The following is a 17,319-nucleotide window of genomic DNA, read 5'->3' on the forward strand; positions in this document are numbered from 1 at the left end:
CATCGCAATCCGATCGGTCACGCGTTATCGATCTGGAAACGAGAGCCGGACCGGCTCTCGGCCTGTCGCCTCGGAAGCCCGCAGGCTCAGTTCGGCTGCTTGGGCGCTTCGGGCGTCGCGGGCTTGTCGGCGGGGGCCGCGACATCCTTCTTGACGCCGCGGAGCTGGTTCAGCGCGGCGACGAGCTGGGTGTCCTTGGTCGCGTCGGAGGGGACATAGGAGCTCGAACCGGACTGCTCCTCGCCCTCGCCGGCCTTGAGATGGCCCTTGAGTGCGGCTTCACCCTTGTTCTCGACGAGCTTGTCCTTGATCTCCTGCGGGATCTCCTGCTGGATCTCGATATCCGGCGTGATACCCTTGGCCTGGATCGAGTTGCCCGACGGCGTGTAGTAGCGCGCCGTGGTCAGGCGCAGGCCGCCGTTCGAGCCGAGCGGGATCACGGTCTGGACCGAGCCCTTGCCGAAGGAGCGCGTGCCCATCACGGTCGCGCGCTTGTGGTCCTGCAGGGCGCCGGCGACGATCTCGGCCGCCGAGGCGGACGAGCCGTTGATCAGCACCACGACCGGCTTGCCCTTGGTCAGGTCGCCCGACTTGGCGTTGAAGACCTGGGTCTCCTCGGCGTTGCGGCCGCGGGTCGAGACGATCTTGCCGCGGTCGAGGAAGGCGTCGGAGACCAGCACAGACTGGTCGAGGCGCCCGCCGCGGTTGTTGCGGAGGTCGATGATGTAGCCCTTGAGCTTGTCGGCGCCGATCTCGCTCGTGGTCTTCTCGATCGCCTTGCGCAGGCCGTCATAGGTCTGCTCGGAGAAGGTGCCGATGCGGATATAGCCGATATCGCCCTCGACACGCTCCTCGACGGCCGGGACGACGATGGTCGAGCGGGTCAGGGTGAATTCGAGCGGCTCGGTCTTGCCGGGGCGGTCGATCTTCAGCGTGACCTGGGTGTTGATCAGTCCGCGCATCTTCTCGACCGCCTGGGTCAGGGACAGGCCCTTCACCTCGGCGCCGTCGATCTGGCGGATGATGTCGTTGGCGAGGATGCCGGCCTTGGAAGCGGGCGTGTCCCTGATCGGCTTGGCGACCTTGAGGACGCCGTCCTCCATCGTCACCTCGATGCCGAGGCCGCCGAACTGGCCGCGCATGTCGGTGTCCATGTCGCGGAAGGACTTGGCGTCGAGATAGGAGGAGTGCGGGTCAAGCGAGGAGACCATGCCGTTGATGGCGGCCTCGATCAGCTTCTGCTCGTCGGGCTTGTCGACATAGTCGGTGCGGATCTTCTCGAAGATGTCACCGAACAGGTTGAGGCTGCGATAGACCTCGGCCGAGGCCGCGACCGCGCTGGTCGAGGACAGCAGCCTCGTCTGGGTAGCCAGTCCTGTCAGGCCCGCGCCCATGATGGCGCCGGCGAGAACGAGGGAAACCTTGCGCATCATCCGCGAACCTTTTCGCCTTGCGATTTCGTCCACCACGGCGTCGGGTCGATCGAGACGCCGTCTTTCCTGAATTCGATATACAGAACCGGCTGCCCGGTTCCCACCCCTACAGTCGTCGCGGCAGCTTCCGACGTTTCGCCCATCGTCGCAACCGGCTCCCCGGCCAGCACGAACTGATTGAGCGCGACATCGATCCGCTGCATGCCGGCTAGCAAGATGTAGTACCCCCCGCCGGCGTTCAGGATCAAGAGTTGCCCGAACGAACGGAACGGTCCCGCATACACCACCCAAGCGTCGGAAGGCGCCGAAACTAGGGCGTTGGCGCGGGTTTCCAGAGAAATCCCCCGAATGGTGCCGCCGGCACCGTCAGGATCGCCGAAACCACGCAATCGTGATCCCGATACGGGCAGGGAGAGCAGGCCCTTCGCCTCGGCGAAGGCGATCTTGGGGGCAAGCCGCGCCGGATCCTTGAAGGCTAGCGCCGTCATGCGCTCGCGCTGCTCGCGGGTCTCCTGCTCGATCGCCTGACGGGCGGCGTCGGCCGCCTTGTTGGCGACGGAGATCTCCTTCTCGATCTTCTCGACGAAATCCCGCATCGAGCGGGCCTGGCCGGCGAGCTCCTTGCCGAGGGCGGCTTGCTGCTCGACATCCCTGGCGGCGCTGGCCTCGCGCTCGCGCCGCGCCTCGATCAGGGAGGCCAGGCGCTGGCGCTCGGCCGCGATCTGCTCCATCTCGGTGCCGATCCGGCCTTTTTCGGTGGCGATGCCCTGGCGCAGCCGCACGAGTTCGGCGAGGTCGGTGCCGAGGATCTCGACCTCCTGCCGGAGGTCCGGCACGACGGCGCCGAGCAGCATCGAGGCGCGCACGGCTTCCAGGATATCCTCGGGGCGGACCAGCACGGCGGGTGGCGGGCGCCGGCCGATGCGCTGCAACGCGGCCAGCACTTCGGCGATCAGGTTGCGCCGGCCCTCGAGCGAGCGCCGGATCGCGGCTTCGCTGGATTGCAGCAGGCCGAGCCGGTTTTCCAGCGCGCCCAAGCGTTCTTCGGCGGTCTGGGTTTTCGCGGTGGTGTCGAGCAACGCCTTGTTGAGGGCGGCGCGATCGGCGCGGATCGCAGCCACTTCCTTTTCGAGATTCGCGCGAGCCTCGGTGTTTCCGGCGAGACGCTGCTCGATCGCCTTGAGCTCGCTTTCGCGGGCCTGCTTCTCGACGAGCTTCTGCATCGCCTCGCGCTGCAGGGCTTCCGGGTCGGGCTGGGGCGCCTGGGCGAGGGCGGCGGCCGAACTCGCCAGCAGGGCGGCAAGGCACAGGCCGCGCAGTCCGGGGCGAATCAGCAAGGTCATACGCGATGATAGGGGTGGCCGGAGATAATCGTCATCGCGCGATAGAGCTGCTCAAGCACGAGCGCCCGCACGATCTGGTGCGGAATGGTCAGCGCGCCGAAGGCCAGCGTGATGTCAGCCTTGTCGCGGATCTCCTCGCTCAGGCCGTCGGCACCGCCGATGATCAGGCTGGCATGGCTGGTGCCGGAATCGCGGGCGGTGGCGAGGCGGGTGGCGAAGGCATCGCTGCCGAGCTGGCGGCCGCGCTCGTCGAGCGCGATGATCAGGCCGGGTTGGACTTTCGCAAGGATGGCTTGGGCTTCCTCGCGCTTGCGCTCCTCGGGGCGGCGGCCACGGCCCTCGGTGATCTCGACGATGTCGGGACCGCTGAGGCCGATGCCGCGGCCAAGCGCGAGGCCGCGCTCACGATAGCGCTCGCAGAGTTCGCGTTCCGGCCCATCCTTGAGCCGGCCGACGGCGATGACCGCGAGCCGCATGCGAAGCGAACGTCAGCTGTCGAGGCGTTCGTTCGGCCGGTCGGTGCCCCACATCTTCTCGAGATTGTAGAACTGGCGCACTTCGGGCCGGAAGACGTGGATGATGATGTCGCCGGTATCGATCAGCACCCAGTCGCAGGCAGGGACGCCTTCGACGTTGGGCGTGGGCAGTCCCGAAGCCTTGAGGGCTTCGACCAGGGCATCCGAGATGGCGGCGACATGGCGGTTGACGTTGCCCGAGGCGATGATCATCGCGTCGGCCAGCGAGGTCTTGCCAACGAGGTCGATCACCGTGATGTCCTCGGCCTTCATGTCCTCGAGAACACGCAGGGCGAGGGTGATGCTGTCGGCAGAGGGATTGTCCGCGACGGCAGCCTGGGGAAGCGGCTTCGGCTCGGCTTCACCAAGGGTTTGACGGGTCAGTGACGTATCCTCTCGATCCTGATGCGCGTGTGGCGCGATGGGTCCAAAATAAGCCGGAAGGCGCCGGAGTTCAATCGCGGCCGGCCTGCCGGCGTAGCATCGTCGAGGATAACGTCGAGCGCTTGCCATGCAGGAAGACCCAGGCGGGAGGCTGCATGCGCGGCAGGCTCGCGGCCCGGCTTTCGGGCAGGCGCCAGCGCGAGAGCCAGTTGGCGGCAGGCGAAGCCATGGCACTGTGGGTCGAGCCCGGCCGGTCGATGATCGCGATCGGCATCATCCGGGCGATCTCGCGCCACTCGTTCCAGCGGTGGAAACCGGCGAGATTGTCGGAGCCCATGATCCAGACGAAGTTCACGCCCGGGCAACGCCGCTTCAAGGCGCGCAGCGTGTCGGCGGTGTAGCGCGTGCGCAGCATCGCCTCGACGCCGGTGACGTCGATGCGGGCATGGCCCACGACGTTCTCAGCCTGGTGGATGCGCTCGGCGAGCGAGGGTAGCCTGGCGTTGTCCTTGAGCGGATTGCCGGGCGTGACCAGCCACCAGACACGATCAAGCTGGAGACGGCGCAGCGCGGTGAGGCTCGCCAGCCGGTGACCGTCATGGGCCGGGTTGAAGCTGCCGCCGAACAGTCCGATCCGCAAGCCCGGCGCGAAGGAGGGCAGCCGGGACGGCAGGCGCGGAAGCTCGCTCGTCATGCGCCGGGCTTCGCCTCAGGGCCGGGTCTGGCCCGCGCCATGGACGCGGTACTTGAAGGAGCAGAGCTGCTCGACGCCGACCGGACCACGCGCATGCATGCGGCCGGTGGCGATGCCGATCTCGGCGCCGAAACCGAATTCGCCGCCATCGGCGAACTGGGTCGAGGCGTTGTGGATGACGATGGCGGAATCGACCTCGGCGAGGAAGCGGGCGGCGGCGGCCTCGTCGGCGGTGACGATCGCGTCGGTGTGATGCGAGCCGTAGCGCTCGATATGGTCGATCGCTGCGTCCAGGCCGGGCACGGTTTTCACCGCAATGATCCGATCGAGATATTCGGTCGCCCAGTCCTCTTCGGTCGCGGCGGTCACGCGCGCATCTACGGCGCGGGTGGTCTCGTCGCCGCGCACGGCGCAACCGGCTTCGAGCAGGGCGGTGACGAGCGGAGCGAGATGCGTTGCCGCGCAGGCCTCGTCGACCAGCAGCGTCTCGGCCGCGCCGCAGACACCGGTGCGGCGGAGCTTGGCGTTGAGCAGGATCTCGCGGGCCATGGCGAGATCGGCCTTCGCGTCGACATAGACATGGCAGTTGCCGTCGAGATGGGCGAAGACCGGCACGCGCGCCTCGCTCTGGACGCGGGCAACCAAGCTCTTGCCGCCGCGCGGGACGACGACGTCGATATTGCCGTTCAGCCCTGAGAGGATCTCGCCGACAGCGGCGCGGTCGCGCGTCGGCACGAGCTGGATCGCGTCGGCGGGCAGGCCGGCGGCTTCCAGGCCTTCGCGCATCGCGGCGGCGATTTCGGTCGAGGAGCGGAAGGAATCGGAGCCGGCCCGCAGGATCGCGGCATTGCCGCTCTTCAGGCAGAGCGCGCCGGCATCGGCCGTCACATTGGGGCGGCTCTCGAAGATCACGGCGATGACGCCGAGCGGCGTCGCGACACGCTCGAAGCGCAGGCCGTTCGGCCGGGTCCATTCCGCCAGCACGCGGCCGAGCGGATCGGGCAGGTCGGCGACCGCGGCGACGGCGTCCGCAATGGCCGCGAGGCGTTTCTCGTCGAGGGCGAGGCGGTCCATGAAGGAAGCGCTCAAGCCTGCGGCCTTGCCGTCCGCGAGGTCCTGCGCATTGGCGGCGAGGATTTTGGCTGTGCGGGCGCGCAGCGCCTCGGCCATGGCGAGGAGCGCCGCATTGCGCTGTTCGGCCGGGCTGAGCGCGACCTTGCGCGCGGCAGTGCGGGCACGGCGGCCTAGCTCCTGCATGACGCGGCCGACATCGGCCGTCTCGTTCGTCGCGATGATGCGCAATGCGCTGTCGCCGGTCATCTCGTTCAAGCCCAAGGTTTGCCGGCGAAAGCCGGCCCGTGAGGAAGCTTAGCCCAGCCCGAGCGCCATGTCGTCCCGGTGGATCATCTCGGCGCGGCCGGGATAGCCCAGCACGGCTTCGATATCGCGCGAGGCCTTGCCGAGCACCAGCGCCGCGTCGGAGGCGTCATAGGCGACGAGGCCGCGGCCGAGGAGCTGGCCTTCGGGATCGCGGATCAGCACGGCGTCGCCGCGCGCGAACTCGCCCTCGATCCGGGTGACGCCGACCGGCAGCAGGCTTGCGCCGCCGCGCAGCGCGCGGGCCGCGCCGGCATCGAGATGCAGCGTGCCGCGTGGCTCCAGCGAGCCGGCGATCCAGGTCTTGCGCGCGGTGGCGGGGGTCGATCCGGTGAGGAACCAAGTGCAGCGGCCGCCCTCGGCGACGCTGGCGAGCGGGTTCTTCGCGCGTCCGTCGGCGATCAGCATATGGGTGCCTCCGGCCGCCGCGATCTTGCCGGCCTCGATCTTGGTGCGCATGCCGCCGCGCGACAATTCTGAGGCTGCCCCGCCGGCCATGGCGTCGATCTCCGGGGTGATCCGCTCGACGACGGGGATATGCCGCGCGCCCGGGTCCTTCGCGGGCGGAGCGGTATAGAGCCCGTCGATATCGGAGAACAGCACCAGAAGATCAGCGCCGGCCATGGTCGCGACCCGGGCGGCGAGCCGGTCGTTGTCGCCATAGCGAATCTCGGTGGTGGCGACGGTGTCGTTCTCGTTGATGACCGGGATGGCGCGCAGGTCGAGCAGGCGGCCTAGCGTCGCGCGCGCATTGAGATAGCGGCGGCGCTGCTCGGTGTCGGCCAGGGTCAGCAGCACCTGTCCGGCGGTCAGGCCATGGGCGCCGAGCGCTTCGGCCCAGTTGCGGGCGAGCGCGATCTGGCCGACGGCGGCAGCGGCCTGACTCTCCTCCAGCCGCAGCGGGCCGGAGGGCAGGCCGAGCACGGTGCGCCCGAGCGCGATCGCACCGGAGGAGACGACGAGCACGTCGGCACCGCGCTGGTGCAGGTCGGCGAGGTCCTCGGCCAGGGCCGCGAGCCAGGCATGACGTAGGCGGCCGCGGCTGCGGTCGACCAGCAGGCTGGAGCCGACCTTGACGACGATGCGACGGAAATCGGAGAGCTGAGGCGTCTTCACGGGAGCACGACGTTGTTGCGGCAGTCGCCCTGCCTGTTGGGGAAAATGCGGCGCTTGTAAAGCATAGAGCTGCTTTTCGAGCCCCAATACCGTCCGCCACCGGCCGTTTGCATTGACAGGGCGGGGCGGGCTGCCCATATGCAGGATCCGGCCCGCCCGCCTGAAGGGTGCCGATCCTGCCGTTCTCATGCGTTTCAAGCGTGCAGTATGCAGGACCTGCCGCCCGATAAGCGCTGGAAGCGGGGCTGCCGCGCGTCGATTTCGATACCAATCCGGCCGGATCTGGATTATCTCGCCCGCGCAGGCCGAGTAAACGCCCGTAACAACCCGAGAGAAGATCACCCTTGAAGAACCCGAACGACCGCAGCTTTACCGACCGCCAGTCCAATTCCGCCAATGCCAAGAAGGCGCTGCTCGAGCGTTTCAAGGCCCGGCCGAAGGCCGACGACCCGGTGATGGTGCAGCGACGCGAGGAGCGGGAAGCCATCGCCCAGGCTCGCGCCGAGCGCGAAGCCGAGAAGGCGAAGATCCGGGCCGAGAAGGAGCGCCTGGAAGCGATCGAGCGTGCGCGCATCGAGGAAGAGAAGCGCCAGGAAGAGATCGCCCGCGAAGTCGCCCGCAAGGCCGAACAGGCCAAGCGCGATGCCGAGCGTCCGCGCAAGGTGCTGCTGGAAGCCGTGCAGTACATGCAGATGCGCACGGCCGGCAAGCGCCGCTGAGGCCAGGAATTTCCGCATACACCTGAATGCGATCTGGGGCGCCGTGAGCGCCCCTTTTCATATCCGCTTAACTGTGTTGGCAGCGTCCGCGCCGCGCAATGGCTGCTTTTCGGGCAAAAAACTCCTCTCCGATCCCCGCCGACCTATCGGCAAATCCGCGCATGCAGATTAATGTGCGCGCCGGGTTGAACCTTTTCCCCGCTCGCCGCGACAACCGGATGCGAGCCGGGATGCCTGGCCTTCGAGGGGCAATGCATACGGAATCGGACGAGGATCTCGTCAAACGGATCGCCTCTGGTGACCGGCTCGCGATGAAGGTGCTGTTTTCGCGGCATCAGGTGCGGGTCTACCGTTTCGTGCTGCGGCTCGTCCGCGACGAGACGCTTGCCGAGGATGTGATCAGTGACGTGTTCATGGATCTGTGGCGACAGGCGGACCGGTTCGAGGCTCGCGCCTCGGTCTCGACCTGGCTGCTCGCCATTGCCCGGAACAAGGCCTGGTCGCTGCTGCGCAAGCGCCGCGACGCCGAGCTGGACGAGGACTATGCCGAAAGCCTCGAAGACGACGCCGACGGCCCCGAGATCGTGCTGCAGAAGCAGGACAAGGGTCTCGCCATCCGCGCCTGCCTCGAGCGGCTCTCGGTCGAGCATCGCGAGGTCATCGACCTCGTCTATTACCACGAGACTTCCGTCGAGGAGGTCGCGCGGATCGTCGGCATCCCCGAGAACACCGTCAAGACCCGGCTTTTCCACGCCCGCAAGAAGCTGGGCGAGATGCTCAAGGCAGCCGGCATCGACCGCGGCTGGCCGTAAGATTTCCGTTTTCATGAGGCGCGGCCCCGCCGCCCAGGGAGTGGCGTGATGAACGACAGCATCGCCAGCGATCCGAAGCGCCGCGAGCTCGAGGAGCTGCTGCCCTTCTATGCCAACGGCCGGATCTCCGACGCCGACAAGCGCCGCGTCGAGACCGCGCTCGCCGCCGATGCCGAGCTCGCCGCCCGGCTCGACCTCATCCGCGACGACATGGCCGAGACGGTGCTGCTCAACGAGAGCCTCGGGGCTCCCTCTCATAACGCTCTCGACAAGCTGATGGCCGGTATCGAGGCCGAAGCCCGTCCGGTGCCTCTTCTAGCCCGCGCCCAGGAGAACAGCCGTGGCCTTCTCGGCTGGCTCGGCGGGCTTCTGGCCGCACAGTCGCCGCGCCGCCTCGCCTATGCCAGCGCTGCGGCCATCGCCCTGATCGCGCTGCAGGGCGTGGCGATCACCGGGCTTGCGCTGCGTGACGGCGGCCCGGGCTTCCAGACCGCCTCGGCGCCGGGCGCGCGGCCTTCGGAAAGCTATGTGCTCCTGAGTTTCTCGCCCGAAGCGCGGGCCGGCGAGATCGCCTCCTTCTTCAAGCGTTTCGATGCCTCGGTGGTCGATGGCCCGCGCGCAAACGGCTTCTTCAAGGTGCGCGTCGGCGATGCCTCGCTCTCCTCCGCCCAGCTCGATGCGATCGCGACGCGAATGAAGGGCGAGAGCGCGATCGTCAGCTTCGTCGCACCGGCGCCGTGATCCGGCTGGTGCGGTTGCAAGGCGCCATGGCATGATGTCGTCGTCGCAGGAGGGTCAGGTCATGCTGCCGTCCCCGTTTGCTCTCCGCAAATCCACGGTTCGGTGCCTCGCCGGTGCCGGCCTGCTCGCATGCGTGCTGGCGCTCGTGCCGGGGCTGGCTTCCGCCCAAACGGCTGTCGGGAGCGGCGACGGCAAGCGTGTCGCGCCGACGACGAGCCCGCAGCAGCCCTCGGCCGGCGGAACCAATCGCTCGATGCGCGTGCCGCCGGGCTCCTGGCTCCAGCCGCGGACCCAGCGCAGCATCGTTCCGGCGCTCGACGAGAACCGGTTCGTGCCCGACGAGGTGCTGTTCGAGCTCGCGCCCAATGTCGAGGCGGAAACCGTGCTGCGCCGCTATGGCGCGACATTGATTGCGCGCCAGCGCTTCGATCTCGCCGGCGTCACCATCATCCGGGCCAAGCTCGAGGCGGGACGCGACCTGCGCGCCGTGCTCACCGAGATGGGCGACGACACCAATATCGCCGGGGCGCAGCCGAACTTCCTCTTCGAACTGCAGCAGGATTCGCTGTCCGGCACCGGCGCGCCGGCGGGCGCGTCCACCGCGTCCTCGGAGGCGAGCACGCCTGCTCCGACACAGGGCCTGCGGCTGGCGGACCCCACAACGGCGGCGCGGGGTAGCGCGGCGGTTCGGCGCATCCTGCCGCCGCAATATGTGGTCGACAAGCTGAGGCTAAGCGAGGCGCGCAAGTTTGCGCAGGGGCGCAATATCCGAGTCGGCCTGATCGATTCCGGCGTCGACATGGAGCATCCCGAGATCCGGGGTTCGGTCCTAGGTTATCTCGACGCGGTCGACGGGCTGGCGACGCCGCATGCCCATGGCACCTCGATGGCGACGGCGATCGTCGCCCATGGCGAGCTGCAGGGCATTGCGCCTGCGGCCCGCCTCATCGTCGCCCGCGCCTTCGGCGGCCCGCAGGCGGCTTCCGCCAACGGTAAGTCGTTCCAGATCGTCACCGCGCTCGAATGGGTCGTCCAGCAGCGCGCCAAGGTGGTCAATCTCAGCTTCGCTGGCCCGCAGGATCGCCTGCTCTCCAAGGCTCTCGCCGGCGCGAAGGAGCGCGGCGTCATCACCGTCGCCGCCGCCGGCAATGGCGGTGCGCGGTCGGCTCCGCTCTATCCCGGCGCCGATCCGAGCGTGATCGCGGTGACAGCGACCGATGCCGAGGACAAGGTCTTCAGCGACGCCAATCGCGGTGCTTACGTTGCTATCGCGGCGCCCGGCGTCGACGTGCTGACGGCCGAGCCCGGCGGGCGCTACGCCTTCACCTCGGGCACCTCGATCGCTGCCGCCCATGTCACGGCGTTGGTCGCGCTCCTGCTCGAAAAGCAGCCGGAGCTCGATTCGGATGGCGCCCGCCGGGTGCTCGCCGAAAGCGCGACCGATCTCGGCTCGCGCGGGCGCGACCCGGTCTATGGCGCCGGCCGGATCGATCCGCCGACGGCGCTCGCTCGCGTGCTGCCGGTCGCGACCGCGCGACCCTGATCTGCCAGCGGGCTTGACCTTCGCCGCCGCATCGGCCTGATGGCGCGATGCCGCGCCCCAAGCTTCTCTTCGTCGTTACCGAGGACTGGTTCTTCGCCTCGCATTTCCTGCCGATGGCGCGCGCGGCGCGCGAACTCGGCTTCGATGTCGCGGTGATCGCGCGCGAGCGCAACCACCGGCGCGTGATCGAGGCGACCGGGGCGCGGCTGATCGGGCTGGAGGCGGAACGGCGCAGCCTCGATCCGCGCGCGCTGTTCAAGCAGATCGGGGCGCTGAAACGCCTGATCGCGGCGGAGAAGCCCGACATCCTGCATTGTATCGCGCTGAAGCCGATCGCGCTCGCGGGTCTTGCCGGCAAGCTGGCGGGCGTCGAGCGCCGGGTCTATGCGCTGACCGGGCTCGGCTTCCTCGGCGCGAAGCAGGGCGCGCTCGCGGCGATGGCCCGCTTCGCGGCGATCACCTGGCTGCGCGGCGCCATCGACGGGCCGCAGGTGCGCTTCTTGTTCGAGAATCCAGACGACCCCGTCACCCTCGGGCTCGATCCGCAGGACACCACGAAGGTCGTGATCGTCGGCGGGGCCGGCGTCGATCCGCTGATCCTGATGCCCTCGCCGATGCCGCCGTCGCCGCCGCTCAAGGTCGCGCTGGTGGCGCGTATGCTCTGGTCCAAGGGCGTCGACCTTGCCGTCGAGGCGGTCCGGCTCGCGCGGGCCGAGGGTGCCAAGGTCACGCTCACCATCCATGGCGCGCCTGACCCGTCCAATCCCAAGGCTATCCCCGAGGCGACGCTGAAGGAATGGGCGGCGCGGCCAGGCGTCAACTGGGCCGGGCCGACGCGCGATATCGAGGGTGTCTGGAAGGCGCATCATCTCTGCATCCTGCCATCGCGGGGCGGGGAGGGCCTGCCCCGCACCATCCTGGAGGCGGCGTCCTGCGGCCGGGCGATCCTGACCACGGATGTGCCGGGCTGCCGCAGTTTCGTGCGCGACGGGCAGGACGGCATGGTCGTGCCGGCCGACGATGCCGTGGCGCTGGCCCGGGCGCTCGTCGCCCTCGCCGGTGCTCCGCGCCTCGTTGAGCGCATGGGCGAGAGCGCCCGCGCCCGCCTGCTCGACGGGCATACCGAGCGCGACGTGATGAACGGGGTGAAGGCGCTTTATCTCAGCCTGCTCGGCCGCGCCCCGCCGGACGCCGCGGCATGAGCGAGGCCGCCGCCCTCGATCGCGAAGCCTTCATCCGCGCCCACACCCGGCTGCTGCCGGTGCCCTATGCGCCGGAGCTCGCATTGCATGTCGCCGAGGAGGCGACCGAGCTCTGGCAGAAGACGGAGGACGAGCTTGCCGTGATCGGCCTGCCGCCGCCGTTCTGGGCCTTCGCCTGGGCCGGCGGGCAGGCGCTGGCGCGCTATCTGCTGGATCATCCGGAGATCGTCGCCGGGCGGCGGATGCTCGACTTCGCCTCGGGCTCCGGGCTCGTCGCGATCGCGGCGGCGAAGGTCGGAGCGGCGCCGGTCGAGGCCTGCGATATCGATGCCTTCGCGGCAGCGGCGATCGGCATCAATGCCGAGGCGAACGGTGTCGCGGTGACGCCGCGCTGTGAGGACCTGATCGGTCGTGACGAGGGCTGGGACGTCGTCTGCGCCGGCGACGTCTGCTACGAGCGCGAGATGGCCGAGCGCGTCATCGGCTGGTTGTCCGGGCTGTCGGCGCGAGGCGCAACGGTGCTGATCGGCGATCCCGGCCGCAGCTATCTGCCACGCGAAAGGCTGGAAGCGCTCGCGACCTATGAGGTGCCGGTGACGCGCGCGCTGGAGGATGCCGAGATCAAGCGCAGTTCGGTCTGGCGGCTCGCCGGGTAGGTTTGCCGCCAGACCGGGAAGGCTAGGCTGCGCGCCGCCGGATCGTGGCGCTGCCGACAGCCCCGTTCTGTTCGGTCCGGAAGGCCGCGACCAGTCGGTTGAGCTGCTCGATCTGGTCGAGCAGCACGCGGGCCGAGGCGGCGCTTTCCTCGGCCAGCGCCGCGTTCTGCTGGGTGATCTCGTCCATATGGCTGACGGTCTGGCTCATCTCGTCGATGCCGTTGGCCTGCTCGCTGGAGGCGGAGGCGATCTCCTCGACCGTGCTGGAGACCTTTGCGGAGGCCGCGACGATGCGGTCGAGTGTCTCGCCCGCCTGGCGGACGAGCTTGACGCCTTCGGCGACCTCTACGTCCGAGGATGAGATCAGGCCTGTGATGTCCTTGGCGGCGCCGGCCGAACGCTGGGCCAGCGCCCGGACCTCGGCGGCGACGACCGCGAAGCCGCGGCCGGCATCGCCGGCACGGGCCGCCTCGACGGCGGCATTGAGCGCCAGCAGGTTGGTCTGGAAGGCGATGCCGTCGATCACGTCGGTGATCTCCGAGATGCGCTTCGAAGCACCCTCGATCCGGGCCATCGCCTCGACGGCCTCGCGGACGATGTCACCGCCGGTGCGCGCCACATTGCGGGCTTCGTCGGCGAGCGAAACGGATTCACGCGAGGCCTGCGTCGAAGTCTTGACCGAAGCCGCGAGCTGCTCGGTCGTCGCAGCGCTCTCTTCCAGCGCCGAGGCCTGCTGCTCGGTGCGCATCGAGAGGTCCTGGGCGCCGGTGCTGATCTCCTGCGAGGAGGAGGCGATCGCCGCCGAGGTCGCCTTGATCGTGCCGACCATCTCCTGGAGACGCGCCATGGCGCCGTTGAAATGGTCGCGGATCTCGGAATATTCGGCCGGGATTTCGGCGCTCATGCGATAGGTCAGGTCGCCCTCGGCGAGCGCGGCCATGCTCTGGCTGACGCAGGCGATGGCTTGCTCACGCTCGGCCGCCTTGGCCTGTTCGAGGGCGCGGGCCTCGGCCTCGGCCTTCAGCCGGGCCTCCTCGGAGGCTTCGAGATAGACGGTGATGGCATAGTCCATGTCGAGCAATGCCGCCTTGACGATGGCGCCGATCTCGGCCGATCGCTCCTCGGCGCCGGGCATGCGCCTGCCCAATGCATTCCGGGGCCAGCGCGCTTCGAGCACACCGGCGAGCAGCTTTTCGAGGATCAGTGCGTAGCCGCCGATATACCAGCGCGGCTCCAGCCCGATGCGGGCATGGATCCTTCCGACCTGGGTGACGGCGCCGACATATTGATCGTCGAAGGTGCCGGTGGCGATGCCACTCCAGTGCTTGCCCTGGCGCTGCTTGGCGCTTTCGATGTGCTGTTCGTTGCTGAAGAACGCCTTCGTTTCGGGAAAGGCGCGCAGCTGCTTGTAGAAGGCGTCGAGTGCGCCCGGAACGGACGAGCCCAGAGCATCACCGACGTCGCGTATGCGCGCCTGCGCCTCCGGGCCGAGCTGCATGAAGGCGAGCCGCTTGGCGAGATGATCCAGTGCCGACATCAGGAGGTCCTCAGCCTCGGGCGGAAACTGTTCCCGCCGGAGACCGACCATGGCCCTTCGAGGTTAAAAACCTATGAGTGCATTTTTTGATGTGGATCAATTTATACGAGTTATTCCGCATTATTGTGCATTGCGAAGCAGAAGCCAACCTGCGTGGGGGGCACGTGCGACAAAATGCGCAACGACAGGGGGGCCGCTCAGCCTGCTTCGTAGCGATCGAGAAAGTCCTCGACCGAAAGGTGCCGGAAATCGAGGAGAGTGGCGCGCAGCCGTGCATGCTCCCAATCCCACCAGGCGAGGCTCTGCAGTCTTTCCGCAATTTCTTCCGTGAACCGTCGCCGTATCGGTCTTGCCGGATTGCCGGCCACGATCGTGTAGGGTGCCACGTCCTTGGTGACGATGGCGCCGCCCGCAACCACCGCCCCCGTGCCGATGCTCCGGCCGGCGAGAACGATCGCGCCATGCCCTATCCAGACATCATGGCCGATCGTCACGGCATGGGCCCGGCGCCAGTCGAAGAAGGCTTCGTCGTCCTCCGCATCGTCGAAATAGGCGGCGGCGCGATAGGTGAAATGCGATTGGCTGGCGCGATGCATCGGATGATTGCCGGGATTGATCCGTGTCATTGCCGCGATCGAGCAGAATTTGCCGATTGTCGTGTAAATGACATTCGCGTCGTTCACGACATAGGAGTAGTCACCCATCGTCGACTCGGCGAAGACGGTGCGCGCGCCGATCGCGGTGTAGCGGCCGAGCGTCGCCTGCCTCACCTGGGCAGTCGGGTCGATCAGCGGTTCGAGTCCCAGTTTCTTCGTAGCCATGTCCTCATCCTCTCCAGATATCGCGATTCCCGCCGTGCAGACGGGCGTGCTCGTTCTCATGGTCGGCCCTTCCGGAGCGGGGAAGGACACGTTGATGGAGGCGGCGCGGGCGGGCCTCGCCGGCGATCTGCGCTATCGCTTCGCCCGCCGCCTGATCACCCGGCCGGCCATGGCCGGGGCCGAGGATCACGATTCCTGCGACGAGGCGGGTTTTCGCGAGATCGAAGCGCAGGGCGGGTTGGCGTTGAGCTGGCAGGCGCATGGGCTGAGCTACGGCATTCCGGCGGCGGAGCTTTCCGGCATCGGCTCGGGCGCCGTGGTCATCGTCAATGTCTCGCGCGCGGCCATTGCGGCGGCGGAGCGGCTGGCGGAGCGGGTGGTGGTGCTCAACATCACCGCGCCGGTCGCGGTGCTGGCGCAGCGGCTGGCGGCGCGCGGGCGAGAGGCCGAGGCCGATATCGCGGCTCGCCTGAAGCGCGAGGCGCCCCTGACGGCGGAGCGTGCGGAGATCGTCACGGTCCTGAACGACCGCAGCGTCGCCGAGGCCGCTGATGAGCTTCTGGCCGTCCTGCGTGCGCTCGGACAGCATGGCTCCTAGCCGAAAGCGTAGGAATCGAGCAGGCGGAAGCGGCCGGCGCGATCATCCTGCCTGAACAGCGCGAAGCGATCGATCCTGACGGGCCCGGCCGGCAGCGCCGCGGCACCGGCGGTTTCAAGAGCCTGCTTCACCGGCCCCGTCTGGTCGCCCGGCAGGGGGCCGGTCAACGTCATGTGGAAGCGGAAGGCGTCGCCGACATTAGGATAGCCGTAAGCTTCGAGATAGGCGTGCTGTGCCGGGGTGAGCGGGCTCTTGAGGCGCCGCGCCTTGTCCGCTTCGGAGAGTGGCGCGCGGAAGAGTTCGAAGGCTTGCACGGTCGAGAAGGCGAAGCGCTGCAGAGCCTCGCTCGGGGCGGAGGGCGTCAGTGCGACGAAGGAGCCGAGCGCGGTCACGCTCAACCCCTCCAGCTCCACGGCGTCGAGCCCGGCCGCATGATTGCGGGCGAACGCGCGCAACTGCTCCTCGCTGCGGCCATAGGCGAGTTCGAAAGGTGCCTTCAGCGTGGCGTGGAAACCATAGCGTCGCGGCTCTTCGGTGAAGGCAGGCCACTGGGCCGGATCGCATCCGGGCGGAACTGCGAAAGGCAGATCCTCGCCGGTTAATGCGTCATAGCCCAGCACCGCCGAACCGAAGCGCCAGAGGGCGCTGTCGGAGGCGGGGGCGTAATAGACGGCGTAGCGCGGCTTGCTCAAAATGCGCGCTCGCCCTGCGACCAGACCGCGGCCAGCACCGGGGTCGCGCCGAGCACCTTGAAGCGCACGAGATCGGCGCGCAGGCCGGTCTTGAGATGCCCGCGGTCGCGCAGGCCGAGGATATCGGCAATCTTCCAGGTCACCATGCCCATGGCTTCCGGCAGCGCGATGCCGTGGTCGGCATTGAGCTTGACCACGGCCTGCAGCAGGCTCGCGGGCACGTAATCCGAGGACAGGCCATCGAGCAGACCTTTCTCGGCGAGCTCGGAAACCGAGACGCCGCCGGAATGCGAGCCGCCGCGCACGACGTTTGGCGCGCCCGCGACCGTCGCGAGGCCGGCCTGCTTGGCGGCGGCCGCCGCCTCGACCGTGGTCGGGAATTCCGAGATCACCGCGCCGGAGGCGACGCCTTCCTCGACATGTTCGGGGATCGTGTCGTCATGGGTCGCAAGCGGGATGCCGCGCGCGCGGAAGATGTCGACCACGGCCTGCCAGTTCTTCGCGACATTGGCGGCGCCTTCGCGCTGGCGAACCTCGACGTCCTCCTCGAACTCCGCGACCGTCTTGCCGTTGCCGACCGCATAGGTCTTGAGGTGCTGGAGATCGCGCCACTGGCGCTGGCCGGGGGTGTGGTCCATCAGCGAGACGAGCTGAACCAGCGCGTCGTCCTGATAGGGCGCGATATCGGCGAGCAGATGTGGGCTCGTCAGCTCGCAGCGCATGTGGATGCGGTGGTCGATGCGGAAGACGTTCTCGCTCTTGCCATAGGCGAGCGACTTCATCACGTCGGCGAAGATGTCCTTGCGATAGTCCTTGGCCGAGAAGGGCGTGCCGGCGCAGACCGCGTCATAGACCGTGGTGACGCCGGCCGCGGCCATCTGCGCGTCATGGACGAGCGCCGCCGCCAGCCCGTTCGGCCAGAAGACCTTCGGGCGCGGCATGAAATGCTTTTCCATGTTGTCGGTGTGCATTTCGACGAGGCCGGGCGCGACATAGTCGCCGCCGGCATCGATCGCGCCGGGCAGGGACGAGTTGCCCTGGTCGACAGCCGTGATACCGGTCCGGTCGAAGGCGATCGTGCCGGTGACGACCTCGTTCTCGAGGATCAACCTGGCATTGGTGAGAACGGTCTGCAT

General features: G+C 68.3%; 18 protein-coding genes. 7 read left to right on the forward strand and 11 right to left on the reverse strand.

Going from position 1 to position 17,319, the window contains the following annotated elements; genetic code table 11:
- Window positions 1-86: 86 nt before the first annotated feature.
- From AC6RIC_RS04955 to proB, 7 genes are all read right to left on the reverse strand, one after another.
- The gene (locus AC6RIC_RS04955; RefSeq protein ID WP_499736555.1) at window positions 87-1,430 is read right to left on the reverse strand and encodes a S41 family peptidase; all 1,344 of its coding nucleotides are present in this window, start codon (window positions 1,428-1,430) and stop codon (window positions 87-89) included.
- Entirely contained in the window at window positions 1,430-2,776 is a 1,347-nt protein-coding gene (locus AC6RIC_RS04960) for a murein hydrolase activator EnvC family protein (RefSeq protein WP_499735345.1), read from the reverse strand. Before AC6RIC_RS04960 ends, AC6RIC_RS04955 begins: the two co-directional genes overlap by 1 nt.
- The gene (gene rlmH / locus AC6RIC_RS04965) at window positions 2,773-3,252 is read right to left on the reverse strand and encodes a 23S rRNA (pseudouridine(1915)-N(3))-methyltransferase RlmH (RefSeq protein ID WP_499735346.1); all 480 of its coding nucleotides are present in this window, start codon (window positions 3,250-3,252) and stop codon (window positions 2,773-2,775) included. Before rlmH ends, AC6RIC_RS04960 begins: the two co-directional genes overlap by 4 nt.
- Before the next feature lie 12 nt (window positions 3,253-3,264).
- Window positions 3,265-3,564, reverse strand: coding sequence for a ribosome silencing factor (gene rsfS, locus AC6RIC_RS04970; RefSeq protein ID WP_499735347.1), 300 nt, complete (start codon window positions 3,562-3,564; stop codon window positions 3,265-3,267).
- A 181-nt stretch (window positions 3,565-3,745) separates the two neighbouring features.
- The gene (locus AC6RIC_RS04975; protein WP_499735348.1) at window positions 3,746-4,369 is read right to left on the reverse strand and encodes a nicotinate-nucleotide adenylyltransferase; all 624 of its coding nucleotides are present in this window, start codon (window positions 4,367-4,369) and stop codon (window positions 3,746-3,748) included.
- Window positions 4,370-4,384: 15 nt separating this feature from the next.
- Window positions 4,385-5,626: a glutamate-5-semialdehyde dehydrogenase gene (locus AC6RIC_RS04980; RefSeq protein WP_499736556.1), complete on the reverse strand. Its 1,242-nt coding sequence runs from the start codon at window positions 5,624-5,626 to the stop codon at window positions 4,385-4,387.
- A gap of 111 nt (window positions 5,627-5,737) precedes the next feature.
- The gene (gene proB / locus AC6RIC_RS04985; protein ID WP_499735349.1) at window positions 5,738-6,862 is read right to left on the reverse strand and encodes a glutamate 5-kinase; all 1,125 of its coding nucleotides are present in this window, start codon (window positions 6,860-6,862) and stop codon (window positions 5,738-5,740) included.
- Window positions 6,863-7,206: 344 nt separating this feature from the next.
- On the opposite strand from proB, the gene AC6RIC_RS04990 reads away from it, so the two are divergent.
- The 6 genes from AC6RIC_RS04990 (at window position 7,207) to AC6RIC_RS05015 (ending at window position 12,535) form a co-directional block, all read left to right on the forward strand.
- A complete protein-coding gene (locus AC6RIC_RS04990; RefSeq protein WP_454034762.1) occupies window positions 7,207-7,581 on the forward strand; it encodes a DUF6481 family protein in 375 nt (124 codons plus the stop codon).
- 251 nt (window positions 7,582-7,832) lie between these two features.
- Entirely contained in the window at window positions 7,833-8,393 is a 561-nt protein-coding gene (locus AC6RIC_RS04995; protein ID WP_454655183.1) for a sigma-70 family RNA polymerase sigma factor, read from the forward strand.
- Window positions 8,394-8,441: 48 nt separating this feature from the next.
- Window positions 8,442-9,134, forward strand: a complete 693-nt coding sequence (locus tag AC6RIC_RS05000; RefSeq protein WP_499735350.1) for a hypothetical protein — start codon at window positions 8,442-8,444, stop codon at window positions 9,132-9,134.
- A gap of 61 nt (window positions 9,135-9,195) precedes the next feature.
- Window positions 9,196-10,677 carry a S8 family serine peptidase gene (locus AC6RIC_RS05005; protein ID WP_499735351.1) on the forward strand — a complete coding sequence of 494 codons (1,482 nt, stop codon included), beginning with the start codon at window positions 9,196-9,198 and terminating at the stop codon, window positions 10,675-10,677.
- A 47-nt stretch (window positions 10,678-10,724) separates the two neighbouring features.
- Window positions 10,725-11,879 carry a glycosyltransferase family 4 protein gene (locus tag AC6RIC_RS05010; RefSeq protein WP_499735352.1) on the forward strand — a complete coding sequence of 385 codons (1,155 nt, stop codon included), beginning with the start codon at window positions 10,725-10,727 and terminating at the stop codon, window positions 11,877-11,879.
- A complete protein-coding gene (locus tag AC6RIC_RS05015) occupies window positions 11,876-12,535 on the forward strand; it encodes a class I SAM-dependent methyltransferase (RefSeq protein ID WP_499735353.1) in 660 nt (219 codons plus the stop codon). Before AC6RIC_RS05010 ends, AC6RIC_RS05015 begins: the two co-directional genes overlap by 4 nt.
- 22 nt (window positions 12,536-12,557) lie before the next feature.
- Here AC6RIC_RS05015 and AC6RIC_RS05020 read toward each other — a convergent pair whose 3' ends face one another.
- Both AC6RIC_RS05020 and AC6RIC_RS05025 read right to left on the reverse strand, forming a co-directional pair.
- Entirely contained in the window at window positions 12,558-14,072 is a 1,515-nt protein-coding gene (locus AC6RIC_RS05020) for a methyl-accepting chemotaxis protein (protein ID WP_499735354.1), read from the reverse strand.
- A gap of 197 nt (window positions 14,073-14,269) precedes the next feature.
- Window positions 14,270-14,893 carry an LbetaH domain-containing protein gene (locus AC6RIC_RS05025; RefSeq protein ID WP_454655194.1) on the reverse strand — a complete coding sequence of 208 codons (624 nt, stop codon included), beginning with the start codon at window positions 14,891-14,893 and terminating at the stop codon, window positions 14,270-14,272.
- Here AC6RIC_RS05025 and phnN point away from each other — a divergent pair.
- Window positions 14,892-15,491 carry a phosphonate metabolism protein/1,5-bisphosphokinase (PRPP-forming) PhnN gene (phnN, locus tag AC6RIC_RS05030; RefSeq protein ID WP_499735355.1) on the forward strand — a complete coding sequence of 200 codons (600 nt, stop codon included), beginning with the start codon at window positions 14,892-14,894 and terminating at the stop codon, window positions 15,489-15,491. The genes AC6RIC_RS05025 and phnN overlap by 2 nt on opposite strands.
- Here the strand turns inward: phnN and AC6RIC_RS05035 are convergent.
- Together AC6RIC_RS05035 and AC6RIC_RS05040 are read right to left on the reverse strand one after the other, a co-directional pair.
- Complete coding sequence (locus AC6RIC_RS05035; protein WP_499735356.1) at window positions 15,488-16,183, reverse strand: DUF1045 domain-containing protein; 696 nt, start codon at window positions 16,181-16,183, stop codon at window positions 15,488-15,490. The genes phnN and AC6RIC_RS05035 overlap by 4 nt on opposite strands.
- Window positions 16,180-17,319: an alpha-D-ribose 1-methylphosphonate 5-triphosphate diphosphatase gene (locus tag AC6RIC_RS05040; protein ID WP_499735357.1), complete on the reverse strand. Its 1,140-nt coding sequence runs from the start codon at window positions 17,317-17,319 to the stop codon at window positions 16,180-16,182. The genes AC6RIC_RS05035 and AC6RIC_RS05040 overlap by 4 nt, the downstream gene beginning before the upstream one ends.

It is taken from the genome of Allobosea sp. TBD101 (assembly GCF_059817965.1).

What these genes read in the sequence shown, in the direction of transcription:
- AC6RIC_RS04955 (WP_499736555.1), bottom strand. Translation starts at nt 1,430, where the DNA reads ATGCGCAAGGTTTCCCTCGTTCTCGCCGGCGCCATCATGGGCGCGGGC.
- AC6RIC_RS04960 (WP_499735345.1), bottom strand. Translation starts at nt 2,776, where the DNA reads ATGACCTTGCTGATTCGCCCCGGACTGCGCGGCCTGTGCCTTGCCGCC.
- rlmH (WP_499735346.1), bottom strand. Translation starts at nt 3,252, where the DNA reads ATGCGGCTCGCGGTCATCGCCGTCGGCCGGCTCAAGGATGGGCCGGAA.
- rsfS (WP_499735347.1), bottom strand. Translation starts at nt 3,564, where the DNA reads ATGAAGGCCGAGGACATCACGGTGATCGACCTCGTTGGCAAGACCTCG.
- AC6RIC_RS04975 (WP_499735348.1), bottom strand. Translation starts at nt 4,369, where the DNA reads ATGACGAGCGAGCTTCCGCGCCTGCCGTCCCGGCTGCCCTCCTTCGCG.
- AC6RIC_RS04980 (WP_499736556.1), bottom strand. Translation starts at nt 5,626, where the DNA reads ATGCAGGAGCTAGGCCGCCGTGCCCGCACTGCCGCGCGCAAGGTCGCG.
- AC6RIC_RS04995 (WP_454655183.1), top strand. Translation starts at nt 7,833, where the DNA reads ATGCATACGGAATCGGACGAGGATCTCGTCAAACGGATCGCCTCTGGT.
- AC6RIC_RS05000 (WP_499735350.1), top strand. Translation starts at nt 8,442, where the DNA reads ATGAACGACAGCATCGCCAGCGATCCGAAGCGCCGCGAGCTCGAGGAG.
- AC6RIC_RS05005 (WP_499735351.1), top strand. Translation starts at nt 9,196, where the DNA reads ATGCTGCCGTCCCCGTTTGCTCTCCGCAAATCCACGGTTCGGTGCCTC.
- AC6RIC_RS05010 (WP_499735352.1), top strand. Translation starts at nt 10,725, where the DNA reads ATGCCGCGCCCCAAGCTTCTCTTCGTCGTTACCGAGGACTGGTTCTTC.
- AC6RIC_RS05015 (WP_499735353.1), top strand. Translation starts at nt 11,876, where the DNA reads ATGAGCGAGGCCGCCGCCCTCGATCGCGAAGCCTTCATCCGCGCCCAC.
- AC6RIC_RS05020 (WP_499735354.1), bottom strand. Translation starts at nt 14,072, where the DNA reads ATGTCGGCACTGGATCATCTCGCCAAGCGGCTCGCCTTCATGCAGCTC.
- phnN (WP_499735355.1), top strand. Translation starts at nt 14,892, where the DNA reads ATGTCCTCATCCTCTCCAGATATCGCGATTCCCGCCGTGCAGACGGGC.
- AC6RIC_RS05025 (WP_454655194.1), bottom strand. Translation starts at nt 14,893, where the DNA reads ATGGCTACGAAGAAACTGGGACTCGAACCGCTGATCGACCCGACTGCC.
- AC6RIC_RS05040 (WP_499735357.1), bottom strand. Translation starts at nt 17,319, where the DNA reads ATGCAGACCGTTCTCACCAATGCCAGGTTGATCCTCGAGAACGAGGTC.